Raw genomic sequence first — 17,572 nt, 5'->3', positions numbered from 1 at the left:
GGCATACCAATGATCGTGATCTTTCGGCGAGCATCGCTGGTGCTCTCGGTGCTTTACTGCGCCTGTCAAACCGCCCAGGCTGCCTTCATCCATGACGGCAGTGGCAGCCTGGAACTGCGCAATTTCTATTTTGACCGCGACTTCCACGGTGACAGCGCCACGCAATCGCGGCGCGGTGAATGGGCCCAGGGCTTCATGCTGCGCTTGCAGTCTGGCTATACCGACGGCGTGGTTGGCTTTGGCCTGGACGCAGCCGGCATGCTGGGGCTCAAGCTGGACTCCTCGCCTGACCGTAGCGGTTCCGGCCTGTTGCCGCGAGGCAGCGACAAACGCGCCGCGGATGACTACGCCAAGGCCGTGGCTACCTTCAAGGCCAGGCTGGCGCAGAGCGAATTGAAGGCGGGGGGCCTGAGCCCGCAACTGCCATTGCTGGCGTCCAACAGCAGCCGCTTGTTCCCCCAGTGGTTCAACGGTGTGCAACTGGTGAGCAAAGACTTGGACCGGTTTACGTTCACCCTGCTGCAGGTGGATGCCACCAAATTGCGTGACTCCACCGACTATGAGGACCTGACCGCCATGGCGCAGCAAGGGGCCTATTCGGCGGCGGTCACCAGTGATCGTCTGCGCTACGCCGGCGTCGATTACCAGCCGTTGAACAAACTGACCCTCAGCCTTCACACCAGTGCGCTCGAAGACCTGTTCCGGCGTGATTTTGCCGGGTTCAAGTTCAAGACCCGCCTAGGGCCGGGGGATGTGTTCACCGAGTGGCGCTGGTTCAATGCAAGGGAGCAGGGCCGGGCGTTGCTGGGCGGGGTCGACAATCAGACCCTCAGTACCAACTTCGGGTACAGCGTTCAGGGCCACACGTTCAGTGGCGGCTATCAGAAAGTGCGTGGGGATACGGCATATGCCTACGTGGGGGGCACCGATACCTACCTGTTCAGCGAACAGCAGGTCAGCACTTTTGCCTTGGCGAACGAACGGGCGTGGATGCTGCGTTACGACTTCAACTTTGCTGCCGTGGGCATCCCCGGGCTGACGTTCAACGTGCGTTATGTAAAGGGCGATCAGGTGGACCCGCAACGCATTGCCAGCGTCAAGGGCAGGGCATTGGCCGCTGGCGACGGAGAGGGGCGGGAATGGGAGCGGACTACGGATATCACCTATGTGGTGCAGTCGGGGGCGCTCAGGAATGTGTCGCTGCGTTGGCGCAATGCGACCATGCGCTCGAATTTTGCCGATGCAGCGGATGAGAACCGGGTGATCGTCGGGTACACGTTCGAATTCTGAATTCAGACACAATCTTCGTTGGGCGCAGCCGGTTTCGCTTGCGCTTTGGATCTGCGCGGTTTGCGTGGTTTTTTCGTCGGCCGCTTGCCGGGCTTGAGCTGCCAGCGGTCGGCGTTGGCGAGCAGGCGTGCCTGGATTGCGGGTGGGTAGTCGCTCAGGGTTGTCACGGGTGGGACGGGCTTGCCGGGCATGCCGGCCTCGCGGATGACCTTCGGCCAGCGCGGTCGCCAGCACAGCAGCAGGCTGAGCCAGTGGGCGGTGCCGATGATGACGAAAGCGGGCCAGACAAACAGCAGGACAACTTTGAACAGCCAGCTGCTCTTGCGGAAGAAACGCCCAAGCCCTTCGAACTGGGCGCTGAATGCCTGGATGGGTGAGGGTAGCTGGGTACTCAGGCGAGGGCGGGGGACGGCGTGTGGGCCTTCTTCCATGTAACGGCGGATGAATTCCCACTCATCACGCAGTTCGCTGCCGCCTTGGCCTTGTTTGCCGAGCAGGGCCATTTCCATGTGGGGCAGGCCGGTGCGGCTGGGGTGCCAGACCAGGCCGAGTCGCATGCCCATGCTGAGTGGGTCATCTTCTGGATATAAGCCAGTGCTCCCGGTTGTTTTCCAGGGGAAGGTGACGATTCCACCGCAATAGTGCGGTCTATGCAGATGAACTTGCTGGGTGTTCCGGTTGAAGCGGACAAGTAGGTGGCGACTGGTTAGTATTTCCAGTCTTGTCAACTGAAATCCATATTTGGCATATAAATAGTAGGTCATGCCACCGATGGATAGCATGTATATGCTAAACAGGATCGAGGTGGGGGAAATAAATTCAGGCTGAGTAATAGTGCTGTAAATTGAGCCAAGCGTTATATATAGCCATGCATAAGTCATCGGGCCCAAGCCGCCCAAGGTCATTAATGTAATAATTCCACGCTTTTCTTCCGAGCCGCCGCACCTCATTTCCATATAGGTATCATTGAAGGTGAATATAGGGCCGCGTGTGCGTGGGGTGCTGCTGACTGAGTTGAAGTGGATATCCTCGTTTAGTTCGCTTTCATATAGATCTACAGTTGTCGGCTTGTCTGCTGGCTTTGTATTCGCATTTTCTTGAGTCGATAGTTTCCAAAACCCCCATTCTATTAGATACATTTACAGTACCTCACTGAAGGCCGAGTGGAGATTTGCCAGTTCTTCTTCTTCGGTGAATGTGCTTGACTTTTTATCAATGCGATAAGTGCTACGTTTGCACCATTTTTCCAAGGCATCATCTTCAAATATGATAATGATTACCGTTAGTGCTAGACCTAGCCAGAAAGCGCCGAGGACCAGTCGTGCTAACATAAGGCGAGCAGTTGCTGTACCTAATGTACTGGAGAGCACGCTCAGTGACTGACTTAGCGCCCTTAAAAGTCGGTGTCTACCGTTTTGTGCCAAATACTCGAAAAGCGGGCGGGCTATTGCGATGGCAGTACCTAACTCGGCTAAAGACAAGGCTGACGTCGCCATTGCGCGTGTGAAATATGCGCCGCTCAATAAACGAGACTTTGTCAGTGCACTATCTTGAGAGTAATGCTGCACGCCATCCATAAAATCCCACCATGCCAGTATGAAACCACCTGTCCCAGCTAGACTGGCTCCCCAAACTTTCAAACGCCCTAAAGCGGCCGCTGCTCCTCGTCCGGTCACACTGTTCGCGCCGTACCGCGCGACCACCTGGTCCACATAACTGGCTCCAACTTCGAAGCCCGCCGCAGCCGTGGTCATCGCGGCCGCCAGGAGTTCGGTCTTCACCCGCGCATCACTGTCAGGCAATTCGCGCGCTTTGAAGGCCATCAGCATCCCCTCCAGCAGGCACACCAGCCCGGAAACACGCACTTTGTAGAAGTCACTGTTCCGGGCCTGCATCAACCCTTCAGCCCAGGCCTGGTCGAGGTACCTTGATACCTGGCCTGTACTGCGTTGTGGGTTGATGGGCTGCCCGCTACGTGCAGCTTCACTCAGGCGAATATCGACAGCCGTTTCATGCACCGAAGCGAACAAGGTCAGCCGCAAACCCTGGTGCAGTGCGCGGTCCATGCTGTTGGGGGTCGCGGTGCGCAGCACTTGCCGCCCCAGCGCGACGTACCAGGCATACAGGCCGATGCTGGCCGTGCTGCTCTGTGCCTGCATCTGTTCGTACAGGGTGTTGATGCGCCCAAAGGCATTGGCAGCGGCATGGGCTTGCCTGGCAAGCGCTTCCGGCAGGGCGAAGGATGACGCTGACGACGGTTCGGCCTTGGCGGCTTCCAGCAGCGCCGCCAGTTCTTCCCGCAGGTCCTCCTGATTGTAGGTGATGCCGCGTATTGCCAGGTTGCCCCGGTCTGCTACGTCGCTGCGCCACCAGTGGTCCAGCACTTTCGTGCCCCATTCACTCAGCTCCATGCCGATCACGCACTGGCCGGTCTGTTCGGCAAAGGCCAGGCCGTTGATGAGGTCGGCGTTGTCGTAGCGGTCCAGTGCCTGCAACAAGCGTTCGCTGACCACCCAGCGGGCATGGTCCTTGGCGCGGTCTTCGGCGGCTTGCTGGGCGTGTTGCATGGCCTGCTCGAAACCGTCGAGCTGATCGTGCATGGCCTGGCGGTCGACCAGGTGGCCGTATTTCTGGTCGAACCGCTTGCGGAACTCGCCGGCATCCTGGCGGGCCTGGACTTTGCTGCGGACGTCGCGCTCGAACTGTGCCAGGTGGGGCTTCATGCGTTCATCATGTGCATCGGCCTGTTGCCTGGCACGTTCGGAGAACAAGTAGATCTCGGGATGCAGGTGGGGCTGGTTGCGGACTTTTTCGGCCATGACTTCGCGCTTGACGATCTGCTCGGCCACCATCTGCGGGTAGAGTTTTTCGATTTCCAGGAACGACTGCGCGACCAGCAGCTTGCGTTCGTTGTCGACCCCGGGTTCCACGGTGCGCGCCAGCCACTGGGTCTTCACATCCTCGACAGCGGCGTTGCGCCAGGCGTTGAGCTCCTGGGTGATCCCGATGGCGTCTTCGATGACGATGGCGGCGCCACGGGGTTTGCTGTGGTTCACCAGCGGTGCCAGCGCTTGGCGTGATGCGTGTGGCGAGACGATCTGGTCGTTGTTGAACGGCTGCAGGTCCAGCAGTGCCTGCAGGTCTGCATCGTCCTGGGCCTTGAAGTCGGCCACCCAGTTCAGTTGGTCATGCTTGAGGACGTGGGGCTGCGGTGGGGCGTCGGAAGGCTGGATGAAGCGGGCGATATCGATTGTGGGCAGGCTGCTGCGGTATTCGTCGTCGAGCAAGCGGTAGTTGTCGAGCATGCGCGGGGTTAGCGGGGAAGGGCTGAACAATGGGCGCAGCTCCTGGATGTCATCCAGGTCGTAGAGGGTGATGGTCCAGCCGAAACCGCGAAGGATCTCATCCAGATTGCCGGCGCTGGGGGCAGGCTCCCAGGGGGCGTCGCTGCTGATATACAGCAGCGAACCATTGGGCGCCACGCGGTACTGGCTGTGCCATTCGTAGGCCGGAGCGCTATGGCGCTTGATCAGCAGGTAGAGAAAGCCCTCGCGCAAAGGGCGGATGGCGTAGCTGGAATGGGTCAGCTCGCCGACATCCTGGAACGGGCTGAGATAGCCCGGCAATTTGGGCAGGCGGGCACGTTGTGCCGGGTTGCCGCCGACGGCGGCGTAGCGCAGGGGCAGCAGTTCGAAGCGGCGGGTGCAGTCGGCGACGGGGCTGTTGCGCAGGGCCGGGCGGTAGCCGGAGGTGATGCGCCTGCACAGTTCGAGGGTTTCGTTGAGTGAGTCCATGGTTGTGTTGTGCCTCAGTCCTTGGTGCGCAGGCAGCGCTGCACGTTGTCCATCAGGGATGTCTGCTGCTCGCGCGTGGCGGCAATCGCCTCCTGCCAGGCTGGCGAGCTACTGAGCTGTTCGCCACCGCGAGCCAGCATCAGCACATAGCTGATAAGGTCTTCTTCACGTCCCAGGCCTTGCGCGCGCGCCTGATCCAGATAGTGCTGAATCAAGCCAACCCGTGTGCCGTGGCAGGCAGCGTGCAAGGTCGGGCAGGACTGCTCGTTCTTGAGCAACTCGGCAAGTTGATAGCTCAGCGGGTCACCCGCCAGTTCGGCCCAACACGCTTCGTTCAACGTGATTGGCGGACAGTGCGTGGATTGAGGCTGATCCCCCCCGGATATCTGCATCCACAACCGCTTGCTCGGGTGTGCCACGGGTGCCCACCAGTGATGGATGGGGGCCAGCCATTCGCTTACCCCAGGCAGCTCACGGTGCCTATCCAGCACTAGCAGCGCCGCGGCGGTGTGGAAGCGCAACAGGTACGAGTGGCCGTCCGTGCCCGTGACGATGTTGGCGTGGCTCAAGTGTCCTGCGAGCCGGGCAGCGGGAAGCGCGCTGACTATCCAGCCGCACACGGCGCCAGCAGCACCTTGTTCAAGTTGCCACTGGAAGTCGTACTGGGCCGAGACATCGGAACCGAGGCGCGAACCGAACAACCAAGGGCCTGCTGTCCGCAGGTTGCTGAACTGGGCTTGCTGCAGCAGTGGCCAGCAGCGGCCCGTGTAGTGCCCGGTCAGTTGTTCCTGCACCTTGGGTGTCAAATTGGCCATTTCCACGATGGCGCTGAGGCGATAGTGATCGGATGCCCGCAGCACATCGACCATTGCTCTGACAAATGGGCTGGGCATCAGCTTGCTCCTTCCATGCGAATGATGGTGTGGCCGTCGGCGATCGCCTTGAGCAGGCAGCTGAGGCAAATGGGCTCGCCCGGCGCTGGTACGCCAGACGTTGAAGTGACGCGATTGCTACCCGTAGCCTGCTGGCTGACAGGCCCTTTGAAGGCCAGCGCCAGGCCGTCCAGCGTGATACCGGCGCCGTCGACTCTCAAAAGCCCTGCGGGGCTGCGGATCGTCAGGCTTTCGCTGACCTGGATGTCATAAACCTTGGTGGTGTGCCGGATGGCTTCGCCCGTTTGCAACGTGCTGTGACCGGCAACCACCTGTTCGCGGTGGCCGCCGATTTCTACCGTGTGGTTTGCCTTGGTGATGTCCTGCCGGTGGTTCCCTACCTGTTCGATTCGGTCCTTGCCTGTGGTGATCCTGTGGTTGCGGCCGATGCTCAGGCTGTCGTCGTTGCCGATTTCGTGTACCCGGTTCTGGCCGATGCCAACAGACTCGTCACGGGCAATGTCTTCGCGACGGTCCTGACCGATCGAAATCGTCTCGTCTCGTTCGACGCGTTCGGTACGATCGTTACCCACGCGTGTGGTTTCGTCGTGCTTGACGATGTTGTTCTGGTCCCGCTCGGCATGAATGAACACCTCCTGCCGACCCAGTTCATCCTCAAAGCGCAGCTCGTTGAAGCCTTCGCCTTTATGGGTCTGGCTCTTGATGGTCATGCGCGTCTTGTGCTCGGGCAGGTCATAGGGCGGCAACTGGTTACCGCAATAGGTGCGCCCGGTGATCATCGGCTGGTCCGGGTCGGCGTTGACGTACTGGATGATCACATCCTGGCCGATGCGCGGGATGGCCATCGAACCCCAGCTGCCCCCCGCCCAACCTTGCGACACGCGCACCCAGCAGGAGCTGAACTCGTTGTTTTCGCTTTCCCGGTCCCAAGGAAAGCTCACTTTCACCCGGCCCCATTGGTCGCAATAGATTTCCTCGCCCTTGGGCCCGACCACCGTCGCCATGTGCGGGCCGTCGATGCGTGGCTTGGGCAGGGGGGCCGGGCGCCATTCGGTCCTGCCGGGAACCAGCAATGCTTCCTGTTTGTAGCGGGTGCCTTGCTGCGAGCCGGCGGCCTCTTCCTGCAGGCTGGTGAACTGGGTGCCTTCGTGATGCACGCTGACCGTGCGCCAGTGCACGTTGAGGTCTTCACGCGGGTGCTCGATGAGGGTGAAGCTCAGCCCCGGTTGCAGGCGCACATCGTCGCCTTCCACTTCGGCAATGCGTGCATCATGGCGCAGGGCCGTGAGGCGGGTGGCAGTGAACGGAACCCCGACCGCATCACGCTTGTATCGGCCGGGGTAGTCGAAGCGCTCATAGTTCAGCGATTGATGGGTGTTGCTATTGTCGTAAGCCTGGTGTTCCTGACGGTATTGTGGGTGAGTGAAGGTGTAGTCCCGTTGCACCTGCCGCGCTGTTCGAACCTGTTCGCTGTAACGCAAGCGCCGCAGGCAAGGCCTGGCCTGATCGCCGCCTCCAACGGATCGGTACAGCACCTGATCGGGGCCAACGTCGTCATTGTGAAACCCTTCATCCTCGTCATCGGTCTTGATGGCCCCCCGGCTGATCTGCCCCAGCGCCAGTAGCCGGTCAGTGATGACCAGCAAGTGCTGTTTCGGCGTGTGTTCGAAGCGGTAGACAATGCCTTCCTCGGCGGCCAGGCGGGCCATGAAGTCGAGGTCTGTTTCACCGGCCTGCACGCAAAATTCGCGCACCTGATGCGGGTCGAGACACTTGAGCTCGTAGGCATTCACGCCCTGGCGTTTGAGCATGATCTCGAGAATCTGCGGCACGGTTTTCTGCTGGAAGATGCGCCAGTTCGAGCGTAGCCCGGCGCGGGCCAGCATGGGCTCGACCAGTGCCCGGTAACGGGTGCGATGGAAGCCTGTTTCTCCCTGGCTGAAGGTGCTGACCAGGCCGTGCACGTAGCGCAACGGGCGCTCACCCTGCCAGAGGGTGAACAGCACCGGTTTGTCGAGGAGCTGGCCGAAGTCGACATCGTCTTCGAAGCTGATCAGCTCCAGCTGCAGCCGGAACGGTGAGCTGATGGCTTCGTCCAGTTCGAACGACACCACCTCAAACTCGCTACGGCCAACCAGCGGCTGGAAAGTGAAGCGCAGATCGGATTGGCTGGGCATGTGGCGTCCCCCGTTACTGTTGCAGAATGGCGTTGAGCGATTCGAGGACTTCGGCGGTTAGCAGGTCGAGGCGGTAGCTGTAGTAGCTGTAGGCGCAGACCATGGCGATGACCGAGATGACCAGCGGGGTCCACCAGGGCCACTGCCAGCGGCGCATACGGTGGGGGCAATGGACGACGTTGCTATAGGGGTCGCTCACTGTTTCCGGCGTGGGGCCACGCAGTTGGCGAATGACCTTGTGCATCCGGCTGATCAGCGCGCGAAGGATTTCTTCGCCCTTGGGGTCAAGGGCGTATTTGCCTTGCAGGCCCAGGCAAAAGCAGAAGTACAGGAACTCCAGCACATCCTGGAATTCCTTTGGCGATTGCATGATGCGCTCGAGCAGCACGAAGATCTTTTCGCCGCCCTGGGTTTCGTCGTGGAAGATGCTCAGCAGCGGTTCGTGGCTCCAGCACGAGTTCTGGCCCCAGGGGCGGGTCATCACGGCCTCGTCCAGGTGCAGGCACAAGGCGTAGGAATAGACTTCCTGATGGACCGCGCAATAGCCGTGCTGTCGCATTTCCTCGCGGATAGTACCGATCTGCGTTTGCACGGTCTTGTGCACGAACTGGATGTTGGGCAGGTCATCCAGTGTGCGCAGGCGAATGACCAGGCCGAACAGCTGGCTTGCCGCGTCGAGCATGAGGTTGTCGTAGCCGCCGCGTAGCTGAAAGTCCGGGTCGGCCGGGTAGCTGGTCAGGTCTGTTGCGTATTCAGGACCCGCGCCACCAGCAGGCCGTGGGGTTTCATTTGTGTCTTCAAGCAGGATTGGCTTTTGGTGGGCGGGCACTGGTTTGCCAGTGCGCTCGGACTCTTTGGGCATCCTTGATCCTCGTCTCTTGGCAGGTCAAACACTCGCAGTGCACCTACTTCCATGCGGCGGGGCGCAAGCATTTGCGAAAGTTTGAAGACTAACGAGGAATCAATTTTTGAGACAGATTGAAACTTCCTAATGCGTTGTAAGAAGTTTCGCTAAAAGTTGTTTTTAAGTGTTTCTTGTCAAAAAAATGATGTTTTGTACAGGTTGGGAGGCAAAGCATGAAACCGGTTTCAAAACCTTTCTGAACGCGCTAGATTATTCGGCTGTCTCTTGATGGCCTATCAAGATCACCTCTCAATTGAAAATCAGATGGCGCTTATCAAGGCCGCCCCACAGCCGATGAGGATTCGCAATGCCTGAGCATGCCCCAGACAACCCGCGCAGGGATTTTCTGCGCAAGACCTTGACCCTGATCCCTGTCGTTACCGTGGCCAGCACGGGGCTTGGCGCAGGCGCCAGCCAGCTGCTTGCGGCCCCGCAACAGCCACCGAACGTGCCCGCCACGCCACCTGCGGGCGACTATCGACCGACATTCTTCAGCGCCGAAGAGTGGGCTTTTGTTCAGGCTGCCGTGTCGCGCATCATCCCGGCCGATGAGCTTGGCCCAGGGGCACTCGAAGCGGGTGCCGCCGAGTTCATCGACCGGCAGATGAATACCCCCTACGCGACTGGTGCACAGTGGTACATGCAAGGGCCGTTCAACGCCGACGCCGCGCCCGAGCTGGGCTACCAGCTGCAGCTCAGCCCGCAACAAATCTATCGCCTGGGCATCGCTGCCGTGGACGGCTGGTGCAAGGCCAATGGAGGACAGGTTTTTGCTGCGCAAGATAGCGCTACCCGGGACCGCATTCTCAGCAAGTTGGAGGCAGGAGAGCTGGTTTTCGAAACCGTTCCGGCCAAGGTGTTCTTCAGCCTGCTGGTGCAAAACACGCGTGAAGGGTTCTTCTGCGACCCGATTCATGGCGGCAACAAAGGCATGGTCGGCTGGACTCAGATCGGCTTCCCCGGCGCCCGCGCCGACTTCATGGACTGGGTCGAGCGCAATGAGCCTTACCCGTTCCCGGCTGTATCGATCCGTGGTGAGAGGGCCTGAGGCATGGCGACGGTGTTGAACAAAGTGGATGCGGTGATCGTCGGCTTCGGCTGGGCCGGTGCGATCATGGCCAAAGAGCTGACCGAGGCCGGGCTGCACGTGGTAGCCCTGGAGCGGGGGCCGATGCAGGATACCTACCCCGAAGGCAGCTACCCGCAGGTGATCGATGAGCTGACCTACAGCGTGCGCAAGAAGCTGTTCGTCGATGTATCGAAAGAAACCGTCACTGTCCGCCATAGCGTGAATGATGTGGCATTGCCCAATCGCCAGCTGGGCGCATTCCTGCCGGGCAAGGGCGTGGGGGGCGCGGGCCTGCACTGGTCGGGAGTGCACTTCCGGGTCGACCCCGTCGAGTTGCGCCTGCGCAGCCACTATGAAGAGCGCTACGGGCGCAGGTTCATTCCCGAAGGCATGACCATCCAGGACTTCGGCGTCAGTTACGAAGAGCTGGAGCCCTATTTCGACTTTGCCGAAAAGGTCTTTGGCACTTCAGGCCAGGCCTGGGCCGTCAAAGGCCAGGTGGTCGGTGAAGGGAAGGGCGGCAACCCCTATGCGCCGGACCGTTCCAACCCGTTCCCGCTGCCCGCGCAGAAGAACGTTGTATCGGCAAGGCTGTTCGAAAAGGCTGCCACCAGCCTGGGCTACAAACCCTACAACCTGCCGTCGGCCAACACGTCGGGGCCATACACCAACCCCTACGGGGCGCAGATGGGGCCTTGCAACTTCTGCGGTTTCTGCAGCGGCTACGTGTGTTACATGTACTCCAAGGCCTCGCCCAACGTGAATATCCTGCCGGCGCTGCGCCAGGTGCCCAACTTCGAGTTGCGGCCCAATGCCCATGTGCTGCGGGTGAACCTGGACGACAGCAAGCGCAAGGCCACCGGCGTGACCTACATCGATGCCCAGGGACGCGAGGTGGAGCAGCCGGCAGAGCTGGTGATTCTGGCCGCTTTCCAGTTCAACAACGTGCGTCTGATGCTGCTTTCCGGCATTGGCAAACCTTACGATCCGGTGAAGAACGAAGGTGTGGTCGGGCGTAACTTCGCCTATCAGAACATGGGGACAGTCAAGGCGTTCTTCGACAAGGACACCTACACCAACAACTTCATCGGCGCGGGTGGCAATGGCATTGCCATCGACGATTTCAACGCCGACAACTTCGACCATGGCCCGCACGGCTTCGTCGGCGGTTCGCCAATGTGGGTGAACCAGGCCGGCAGCCGGCCGATTGCCGGCACCTCCAACCCGCCGGGCACACCGGCCTGGGGCAGTGCCTGGAAGAAAGCCACGGCCGACTACTACAACCACCAGGTGTCGATGGACGCCCACGGCGCACACCAGTCCTACCGTGGCAATTACCTGGACCTGGACCCCACCTACCGCGATGCCTACGGTCAGCCGCTGCTGCGCATGACGTTCGACTGGCAGGAAAACGACATCAAGATGAACCAGTTCATGGTCGACAAGCTGAGCAAGATCGCCCAGGCGATGAACCCTAAGGCCATTGCCGTGTTGGGCAAGCAGGTCAAGGACCACTTCAACACCACCAGTTACCAGACCACCCACCTGAACGGCGGGGCGATCATGGGCACCGACCCCAAGACCAGTGCACTGAACCGCTACCTGCAAAGCTGGGACGTACACAACGTGTTCGTTCCGGGGGCTTCGGCGTTCCCGCAGGGGCTGGGTTACAACCCGACCGGGCTGGTGGCTGCGCTCACGTACTGGTCGGCCCGCGCCATCCGTGAGCAGTACCTGAAAAACCCCGGTCCGTTGGTCCAGGCTTGAGGAGCGATGAGCATGAAGACACTGTTGATCGCCACCCTGGTGCTGGGTACCGGTGTGGCTGCACAGGCCGTAGCGAATGACGATGCGCAGGTACGCCTGGGCGAGTACCTGGCCCGCGCCGGTGACTGCGTGGCCTGCCATACCGCCAAAGGCGGCAAACCCTTTGCCGGCGGGTTGCCGATGGAAACGCCGATTGGCACGGTGTACTCCACCAACATCACCCCGGCGGCCAGTGGCATTGGCCAGTACAGCTTCGAAGACTTCGACCAGGCCGTGCGCAGGGGGATCGGCAAGGACGGCAGTACGCTCTATCCGGCCATGCCATACCCGTCTTATGCACGGGTCAGCGAGCAGGACATGCAGGCGCTGTACGCCTATTTCATGAAGGGCGTGGCGCCTGTCGAGCAGGCGAACAAGGCCTCTGACATTCCCTGGCCGCTGAGCATGCGCTGGCCACTGGCAATCTGGCGCGGCGTGTTCGCACCAGAGGCCAAGCCCTGGCAGGCATCGGCGACAGCTGACCCTGTGGTGAACCGCGGTGCGTACCTGGTCGAGGGCCTAGGGCATTGTGGCGCTTGTCATACGCCGCGGGCGCTGACCATGCAGGAGAAGGCCCTGAGCGCGGCCGATGGCGAGCAGTTTCTGGCCGGCAGCGCACCGCTGGAAGGCTGGATTGCCAAGAACCTGCGTGGCGATCACAAAGACGGCCTGGGCAGCTGGAGCGAAGCGCAGTTGGTGCAGTTTCTCAAGACTGGGCGCAGTGATCGCAGCGCCGTGTTCGGTGGCATGAGCGATGTGGTCGAGCACAGCATGCAGCACATGAGTGATGCTGACTTGACCGCTATCGCCCGCTACCTGAAAACCCTGCCGCCGAGTAATCCGGATGACCAGCCGCATGTGTACGACAAGCAGGTAGCCGATGCGCTATGGAAGGGTGACGACAGCAAGCCTGGGGCGGCGGTGTACATCGACAACTGCGCGGCCTGCCACCGCACCGACGGGCAGGGCTACACCCGCGTGTTCCCGGCCTTGGCCGGCAACCCGGTGGTGCAGACGGCGGATGCCACGTCGCTGATCCATGTGGTGCTCGCCGGTGGCACGGTACCGGCAACGCACGCTGCGCCGTCGAACTTCACCATGCCGGCTTTCGGCTGGCGCCTGAGCGACCAGGAGGTTGCCGAGGTGGTGAATTTCATCCGCAGCAGCTGGGGTAACCAGGGCAGTGCCGTTACGGCCGGTGATGTGAAGTCGCTCCGCTGACGTGTATTTCTGCACCCTCGCCCGTAGGAGCGGGTTTACCCGCGAACACGGGCGAAGCCCGTGCCATCGTAATCAGATTCCAGGGTAGGCCCTGCCCCACAGATATAAATTCATAACTATCAATAACCTATGAAATATTCTTAATGCGATTTAACATTTACTATCTTCGTGCCCGACCAACGGCATGTTGACGAACCCGCGCATTTTTGCTGTATTGAAACCGGTTTCATCACTATTAAAACAATCATAAGGAAAACCCATGACCGACGCGCCTGCCCATACCCGCGAACGGGTCACCATCAGCGAAGTGGCGCGTGTTGCTGGCGTTTCCAAAGCCACCGTCTCCCGTTACATCGGTGGCGACCGCCAATTGCTGGCCGAAGCCACGGCCAAGCGGCTGGAAGAGGTCATCGAACGCCTCGGCTATCGCCCCAACCAGATGGCTCGCGGCCTCAAGCGCGGCCAGACGCGACTGATCGGCATGCTGGTGGCCGATATCCTAAACCCCTATTCAGTGGCCGTGATGCACGGTGTGGAAACTGCCTGCCGTCAGCATGGTTACAGCCTGGTGGTGTGCAACACCAACCGCGACGACGAGCAGGAGCGTCACCACCTGGTGGCCCTGCAGAGCTACAACGTCGAAGGGCTGATCGTGAACACGCTTGGTCACCACCCCGGCGAACTGCTTAACCTGCAGCGTGACATCCCCATGGTGCTGGTCGACCGCCAATTGCCCGAGCTGAATGTAGACCTTGTCGGCCTGGACAATGCTGACGCAGTCGAGCAGGCCCTTGACCACCTGCAAGCCCAGGGCTACCGCGACATCCTGGCGGTCAGCGAACCCCTCGATGGCACCAGTTCACGCCTGGAGCGGGTGCAGGCATTCGGCGCGTCGATCAGCCGACGGCCAGGCATGCGTCAGCAGGTACTGGAAATCGGCGCCGGGCTGCAGGGCCAACTGGCTTCGTTTCTTGCCCACAGTGGTCATGGTCCGCAAGCCATCTTCACCTTCAACGGCGTTGCCACCTTGGCGGTCACCCGGGCGCTGCTCGAGGCCGGGCGCAACCTGGTTGCCGATGTCGGGCTGATCGCCCTCGACGACCTCGACTGGTACCCCTTGGTCGGCAAAGGCATCACCGCACTGGCCCAGCCCACCGAGCGTATCGGCGTGGCGGCCTTCGAAAGCCTGCTCGGTCGCTTGCGCGGCGACAGCGGCGCAGCCCGGCGCATCGACTTCAAGGCCAACCTGATCATCCGCGGTTCAACCCAACCCCAGTAAGAAAACGGCAGGCTTTTGCCTGCTGTTGATCAAAAATGAAACCGGTTTCATAAGGACAAGAACAATGCAAGCGAACCCCGTTTCCATCAGTCTCTCCAGCTACGGCGCCGACTTTGTGCGCCAACGTGGCCAGGAGCAGTTTCTGGACCTGCTGGCAGCCGCTGGCGTCAGTCGCGTCGAATTGCGCGAAGAATTGTTCGCCAGCGCACCGGACGCAGCTGCGCTGGGCAGGGTCATTGCCGCGCTGCGCCTGGAATGCCTGTACTCCACCCCCCTTGAACTGTGGACCGCGCAAGGCGTGCCCGACCCGCTGCTGGTGCAGAAGCTGGAAATTGCCCGGGCGCTTGGCGCGGTGGCGCTGAAGGTTTCCTTGGGGCACTTCGATGAGCACTGCGATGTGACGGCCCTGGCGTCGCTGCTGCCTGCGCAGGGGCCTCTGTTGCTGGTGGAAAACGATCAGACCGCACAAGGTGGCAGGATCGAACCGATGCTGCAGTTTTTCCAGCGTGTCGACCCGCTTGGGCTGCGCCTGGGCATGACGTTCGATATCGGTAACTGGCAGTGGCAAGCCGAGCCTGCGCGGCAAGCTGCAAGGCAGCTAGGCCGTTGGGTGCGCTATGTGCATTGCAAGGCTGTGCAGCGCCGGGCCGATGGCCGTCTGGTTGCCATACCGCCGCAGGCTGCGGACCTGCAGGAGTGGGCAGCGCTGATGGCCGAGTTCGCGCCGGGCGTGGTGCGCGCCGTCGAGTACCCCCTGGTGGGCGAAGACCTGCTGGCGCTTACCCGGGCCCATGTGCGTCACCTTTCTGCACTGGGCGCGGCGCAGGAGCTGGACCATGCATGAACATGACGTGCTGTGTTTCGGCGAAACCATGGCCATGTTCGTCGCCGAGCAAGCCGGTGACCTGGCCGGTGTCGGGCAGTTTGGCAAACGCATCGCCGGCGCCGACAGCAACGTGGCGATCGGCCTGGCGCGGCTGGGTTTCAAGGTGCGCTGGCTGAGCCGGGTTGGTGACGATTCGCTGGGCCGTTTCGTGCTCGACAGCTTGCGCTGCGAAGGCCTGGACTGTTCCGGTGTCGAGGTGGATGCCAACTACCCGACGGGCTTTCAGCTCAAGGCCCGCAGCGAGGATGGCAGCGACCCGGCAGTGGAGTACTTTCGCCGCGGTTCGGCGGCCAGCAGGCTGTCACCTGCGATAGTGAGCCCCGTTTGGCTGCAGGCTCGCCACGTGCACGCTACCGGTATTCCGCTGGCGCTGTCGGACAGCTGTCGGGCGCTGTCCCACGCGCTGTTGGACGGGATGCGCGCAGCCGGTCGCAGCATATCGTTCGACCCCAACCTGCGCCCCTCGCTGTGGCCCGATCAAAGCAGCATGGTGCGAGAAATCAATGCCCTGGCGGCCAAGGCCGACTGGGTTTTACCGGGGTTGGAAGAGGGGCGGTTGCTGACTGGTCAGCACACCCCGGCCGATATCGCCGCGTTCTACCTGGACCAAGGGGTGGAACTGGTGGTGATCAAGCTGGGCGACGCTGGCGCCTACTTCCGCAGCGCCAAGGGCGAAGGGCAGGTAGCCCCCGTGCCAGTCAGCCGCGTGGTGGACACCGTCGGTGCAGGTGATGCCTTTGCCGTCGGTGTGCTCAGCGCGTTACTGGAGGGCCGTCCGGTAGCCGAGGCGGTAGCGCGCGGCAACTGGTGCGGCAGCCGTGCCGTGCAGTCGCGGGGCGACATGGAAGGGCTGCCGCTGCGCCATGAACTGGAGGCCTACGACCTGCGCAGAAGCGCATGAGCCGACCCCGAATCACCTGTTGCAACAAAAACAACAAGCTCAGGAGAAACAAACCATGCAAAGCCAAAGCCTGGCACCTCGCCGCTGGTGGTACATTATCCCGATTGTGTTCGTCACCTACAGCCTGGCGTACCTGGACCGCGCCAACTACGGCTTCGCCGCCGCCTCCGGCATGGCCGAAGACCTGCACATCACCCCGGTGCTGTCTTCGTTGTTGGGTGCGCTGTTCTTTCTCGGTTACTTCTTCTTCCAGGTGCCCGGCGCCATCTACGCTGAAAAGCGCAGCGTGAAGAAGCTCATCTTCGTCTGCCTGATCCTGTGGGGCGGCCTTGCCACGCTTACCGGCATGGTCAGCAACGTCTACATGCTGATCGGCATCCGCTTCCTGCTCGGGGTAGTGGAGGCTGCGGTCATGCCGGCCATGCTGGTGTACCTGTGCCATTGGTTCACCCGGGCCGAGCGTTCGCGCGCCAACACCTTCCTGATGCTGGGCAACCCGGTGACCATTCTGTGGATGTCGGTGGTGTCCGGTTACCTGATCAAGCATTACGACTGGCGCTGGATGTTCATCATCGAAGGCCTGCCTGCCGTGATCTGGGCGTTCTTCTGGTGGCGCCTGGTGGATGACCGCCCGGCCCAGGTGGCTTGGCTGAGCGAGCAGGAAAAGGCCGCCCTGGCGCAGGCGCTGGCTGCCGAGCAGCAGGGTATCAAGCCTGTAAAGAACTACCGCGAAGCGTTCCGCTCGCCGCAAGTGATCATCCTGGCGCTGCAGTACTTCTGCTGGAGCATCGGCGTGTATGGCTTCGTGCTGTGGCTGCCGTCGATTCTCAAGCAGGCGGCGAACGTCGATATCGTGCAGGCCGGCTGGCTGGCCTCGGTGCCTTACCTGGCGGCAGTGCTGGCAATGGTGGGCGTGTCCTGGGCGTCCGACCGCCTGCAAAAGCGCAAGCGCTTCGTCTGGCCGCCGCTGCTGATTGCCGCGTTGGCGTTCTATGGTTCCTACGCCTTGGGCAGCGAGCATTTCTGGCTGTCGTATGCATTGCTGGTGGTCGCTGGTGCCTGCATGTACGCCCCTTATGGCCCGTTCTTCGCGATCGTGCCCGAGATCCTGCCGGCCAACGTCGCAGGCGGCGCCATGGCGCTGATCAACAGCATGGGGGCGCTGGGCTCGTTTGGCGGTTCGTGGCTGGTGGGCTACCTCAATGGGGCTACGGGCGGGCCCGGCGCCTCTTACCTGTTCATGTGCGGTGCGCTGCTGACGGCAGTGGCGCTTACCGCTGCGCTCAATACTTCCCAGACCTCTGGCCGGGCAAAGCGCGATAGCTCGCGTCTGGCCATGAACCATTAGGAAA

At 61.4% G+C, this 17,572-nt stretch carries 13 protein-coding genes; 8 read left to right on the top strand and 5 right to left on the bottom strand.

Features of this window, described 5'->3' with window-relative positions; all coding sequences use genetic code 11:
• Positions 1 to 9: 9 nt before the first annotated feature.
• Positions 10 to 1,290 (top strand): OprD family porin, encoded by a 1,281-nt coding sequence (locus C4Q27_RS27390; protein ID WP_104887694.1) that lies wholly within the window; start codon positions 10 to 12, stop codon positions 1,288 to 1,290.
• Between the two features lie 2 nt (positions 1,291 to 1,292).
• Here C4Q27_RS27390 and C4Q27_RS27385 read toward each other — a convergent pair whose 3' ends face one another.
• From C4Q27_RS27385 to icmH, 5 genes are read right to left on the bottom strand one after another with little or no spacing between them, the layout of a single operon-like run.
• Positions 1,293 to 2,429 carry a DUF6708 domain-containing protein gene (locus tag C4Q27_RS27385; RefSeq protein WP_104887693.1) on the bottom strand — a complete coding sequence of 379 codons (1,137 nt, stop codon included), beginning with the start codon at positions 2,427 to 2,429 and terminating at the stop codon, positions 1,293 to 1,295.
• Entirely contained in the window at positions 2,430 to 5,084 is a 2,655-nt protein-coding gene (locus C4Q27_RS27380; protein WP_104887692.1) for a T6SS effector BTH_I2691 family protein, read from the bottom strand.
• 14 nt (positions 5,085 to 5,098) lie between these two features.
• Positions 5,099 to 5,977 carry a DUF4123 domain-containing protein gene (locus C4Q27_RS27375; RefSeq protein ID WP_064492134.1) on the bottom strand — a complete coding sequence of 293 codons (879 nt, stop codon included), beginning with the start codon at positions 5,975 to 5,977 and terminating at the stop codon, positions 5,099 to 5,101.
• Positions 5,977 to 8,154 carry a type VI secretion system Vgr family protein gene (locus tag C4Q27_RS27370; protein ID WP_104887691.1) on the bottom strand — a complete coding sequence of 726 codons (2,178 nt, stop codon included), beginning with the start codon at positions 8,152 to 8,154 and terminating at the stop codon, positions 5,977 to 5,979. Before C4Q27_RS27370 ends, C4Q27_RS27375 begins: the two co-directional genes overlap by 1 nt.
• Before the next feature lie 13 nt (positions 8,155 to 8,167).
• Positions 8,168 to 9,016 (bottom strand): type IVB secretion system protein IcmH/DotU, encoded by an 849-nt coding sequence (icmH, locus tag C4Q27_RS27365; RefSeq protein WP_104887690.1) that lies wholly within the window; start codon positions 9,014 to 9,016, stop codon positions 8,168 to 8,170.
• A 349-nt stretch (positions 9,017 to 9,365) separates the two neighbouring features.
• On the opposite strand from icmH, the gene C4Q27_RS27360 reads away from it, so the two are divergent.
• The 7 genes from C4Q27_RS27360 (at position 9,366) to C4Q27_RS27325 (ending at position 17,568) form a co-directional block, all read left to right on the top strand.
• Positions 9,366 to 10,106 (top strand): gluconate 2-dehydrogenase subunit 3 family protein, encoded by a 741-nt coding sequence (locus C4Q27_RS27360; RefSeq protein WP_104887689.1) that lies wholly within the window; start codon positions 9,366 to 9,368, stop codon positions 10,104 to 10,106.
• Between the two features lie 3 nt (positions 10,107 to 10,109).
• Positions 10,110 to 11,894 (top strand): GMC family oxidoreductase, encoded by a 1,785-nt coding sequence (locus tag C4Q27_RS27355; protein WP_104887688.1) that lies wholly within the window; start codon positions 10,110 to 10,112, stop codon positions 11,892 to 11,894.
• Positions 11,895 to 11,906: 12 nt separating this feature from the next.
• Positions 11,907 to 13,154 carry a cytochrome c gene (locus tag C4Q27_RS27350; RefSeq protein WP_064492129.1) on the top strand — a complete coding sequence of 416 codons (1,248 nt, stop codon included), beginning with the start codon at positions 11,907 to 11,909 and terminating at the stop codon, positions 13,152 to 13,154.
• A gap of 259 nt (positions 13,155 to 13,413) precedes the next feature.
• Entirely contained in the window at positions 13,414 to 14,433 is a 1,020-nt protein-coding gene (ptxS, locus tag C4Q27_RS27340) for a transcriptional regulator PtxS (RefSeq protein ID WP_010954253.1), read from the top strand.
• A gap of 64 nt (positions 14,434 to 14,497) precedes the next feature.
• Positions 14,498 to 15,277, top strand: coding sequence for a sugar phosphate isomerase/epimerase (locus tag C4Q27_RS27335; protein ID WP_020192934.1), 780 nt, complete (start codon positions 14,498 to 14,500; stop codon positions 15,275 to 15,277).
• On the top strand, positions 15,270 to 16,220 hold the full coding sequence (locus tag C4Q27_RS27330; RefSeq protein ID WP_104887687.1) for a sugar kinase: 951 nt from the start codon (positions 15,270 to 15,272) through the stop codon (positions 16,218 to 16,220). The genes C4Q27_RS27335 and C4Q27_RS27330 overlap by 8 nt, the downstream gene beginning before the upstream one ends.
• Before the next feature lie 55 nt (positions 16,221 to 16,275).
• Positions 16,276 to 17,568 (top strand): MFS transporter, encoded by a 1,293-nt coding sequence (locus C4Q27_RS27325; RefSeq protein ID WP_010954250.1) that lies wholly within the window; start codon positions 16,276 to 16,278, stop codon positions 17,566 to 17,568.
• Positions 17,569 to 17,572: the final 4 nt, after the last annotated feature.

The sequence above is a fragment of the Pseudomonas sp. SWI36 genome (assembly GCF_002948105.1).
GTDB lineage: Bacteria > Pseudomonadota > Gammaproteobacteria > Pseudomonadales > Pseudomonadaceae > Aquipseudomonas > Aquipseudomonas alloputida.
Note: the sequence above shows the minus strand (reverse complement) of the source record. Positions and strands in the feature narration are given on the sequence as shown.

Bases quoted from the DNA above. Each gene is read 5' to 3' on its own strand.
- C4Q27_RS27355 (WP_104887688.1), top strand. From the start codon at position 10,110: ATGGCGACGGTGTTGAACAAAGTGGATGCGGTGATCGTCGGCTTCGGC.
- C4Q27_RS27375 (WP_064492134.1), bottom strand. From the start codon at position 5,977: ATGCCCAGCCCATTTGTCAGAGCAATGGTCGATGTGCTGCGGGCATCC.
- C4Q27_RS27350 (WP_064492129.1), top strand. From the start codon at position 11,907: ATGAAGACACTGTTGATCGCCACCCTGGTGCTGGGTACCGGTGTGGCT.
- C4Q27_RS27325 (WP_010954250.1), top strand. From the start codon at position 16,276: ATGCAAAGCCAAAGCCTGGCACCTCGCCGCTGGTGGTACATTATCCCG.
- C4Q27_RS27380 (WP_104887692.1), bottom strand. From the start codon at position 5,084: ATGGACTCACTCAACGAAACCCTCGAACTGTGCAGGCGCATCACCTCC.
- C4Q27_RS27360 (WP_104887689.1), top strand. From the start codon at position 9,366: ATGCCTGAGCATGCCCCAGACAACCCGCGCAGGGATTTTCTGCGCAAG.
- C4Q27_RS27330 (WP_104887687.1), top strand. From the start codon at position 15,270: ATGCATGAACATGACGTGCTGTGTTTCGGCGAAACCATGGCCATGTTC.
- C4Q27_RS27370 (WP_104887691.1), bottom strand. From the start codon at position 8,154: ATGCCCAGCCAATCCGATCTGCGCTTCACTTTCCAGCCGCTGGTTGGC.
- C4Q27_RS27390 (WP_104887694.1), top strand. From the start codon at position 10: ATGATCGTGATCTTTCGGCGAGCATCGCTGGTGCTCTCGGTGCTTTAC.
- icmH (WP_104887690.1), bottom strand. From the start codon at position 9,016: ATGCCCAAAGAGTCCGAGCGCACTGGCAAACCAGTGCCCGCCCACCAA.
- C4Q27_RS27335 (WP_020192934.1), top strand. From the start codon at position 14,498: ATGCAAGCGAACCCCGTTTCCATCAGTCTCTCCAGCTACGGCGCCGAC.
- C4Q27_RS27385 (WP_104887693.1), bottom strand. From the start codon at position 2,429: ATGTATCTAATAGAATGGGGGTTTTGGAAACTATCGACTCAAGAAAAT.
- ptxS (WP_010954253.1), top strand. From the start codon at position 13,414: ATGACCGACGCGCCTGCCCATACCCGCGAACGGGTCACCATCAGCGAA.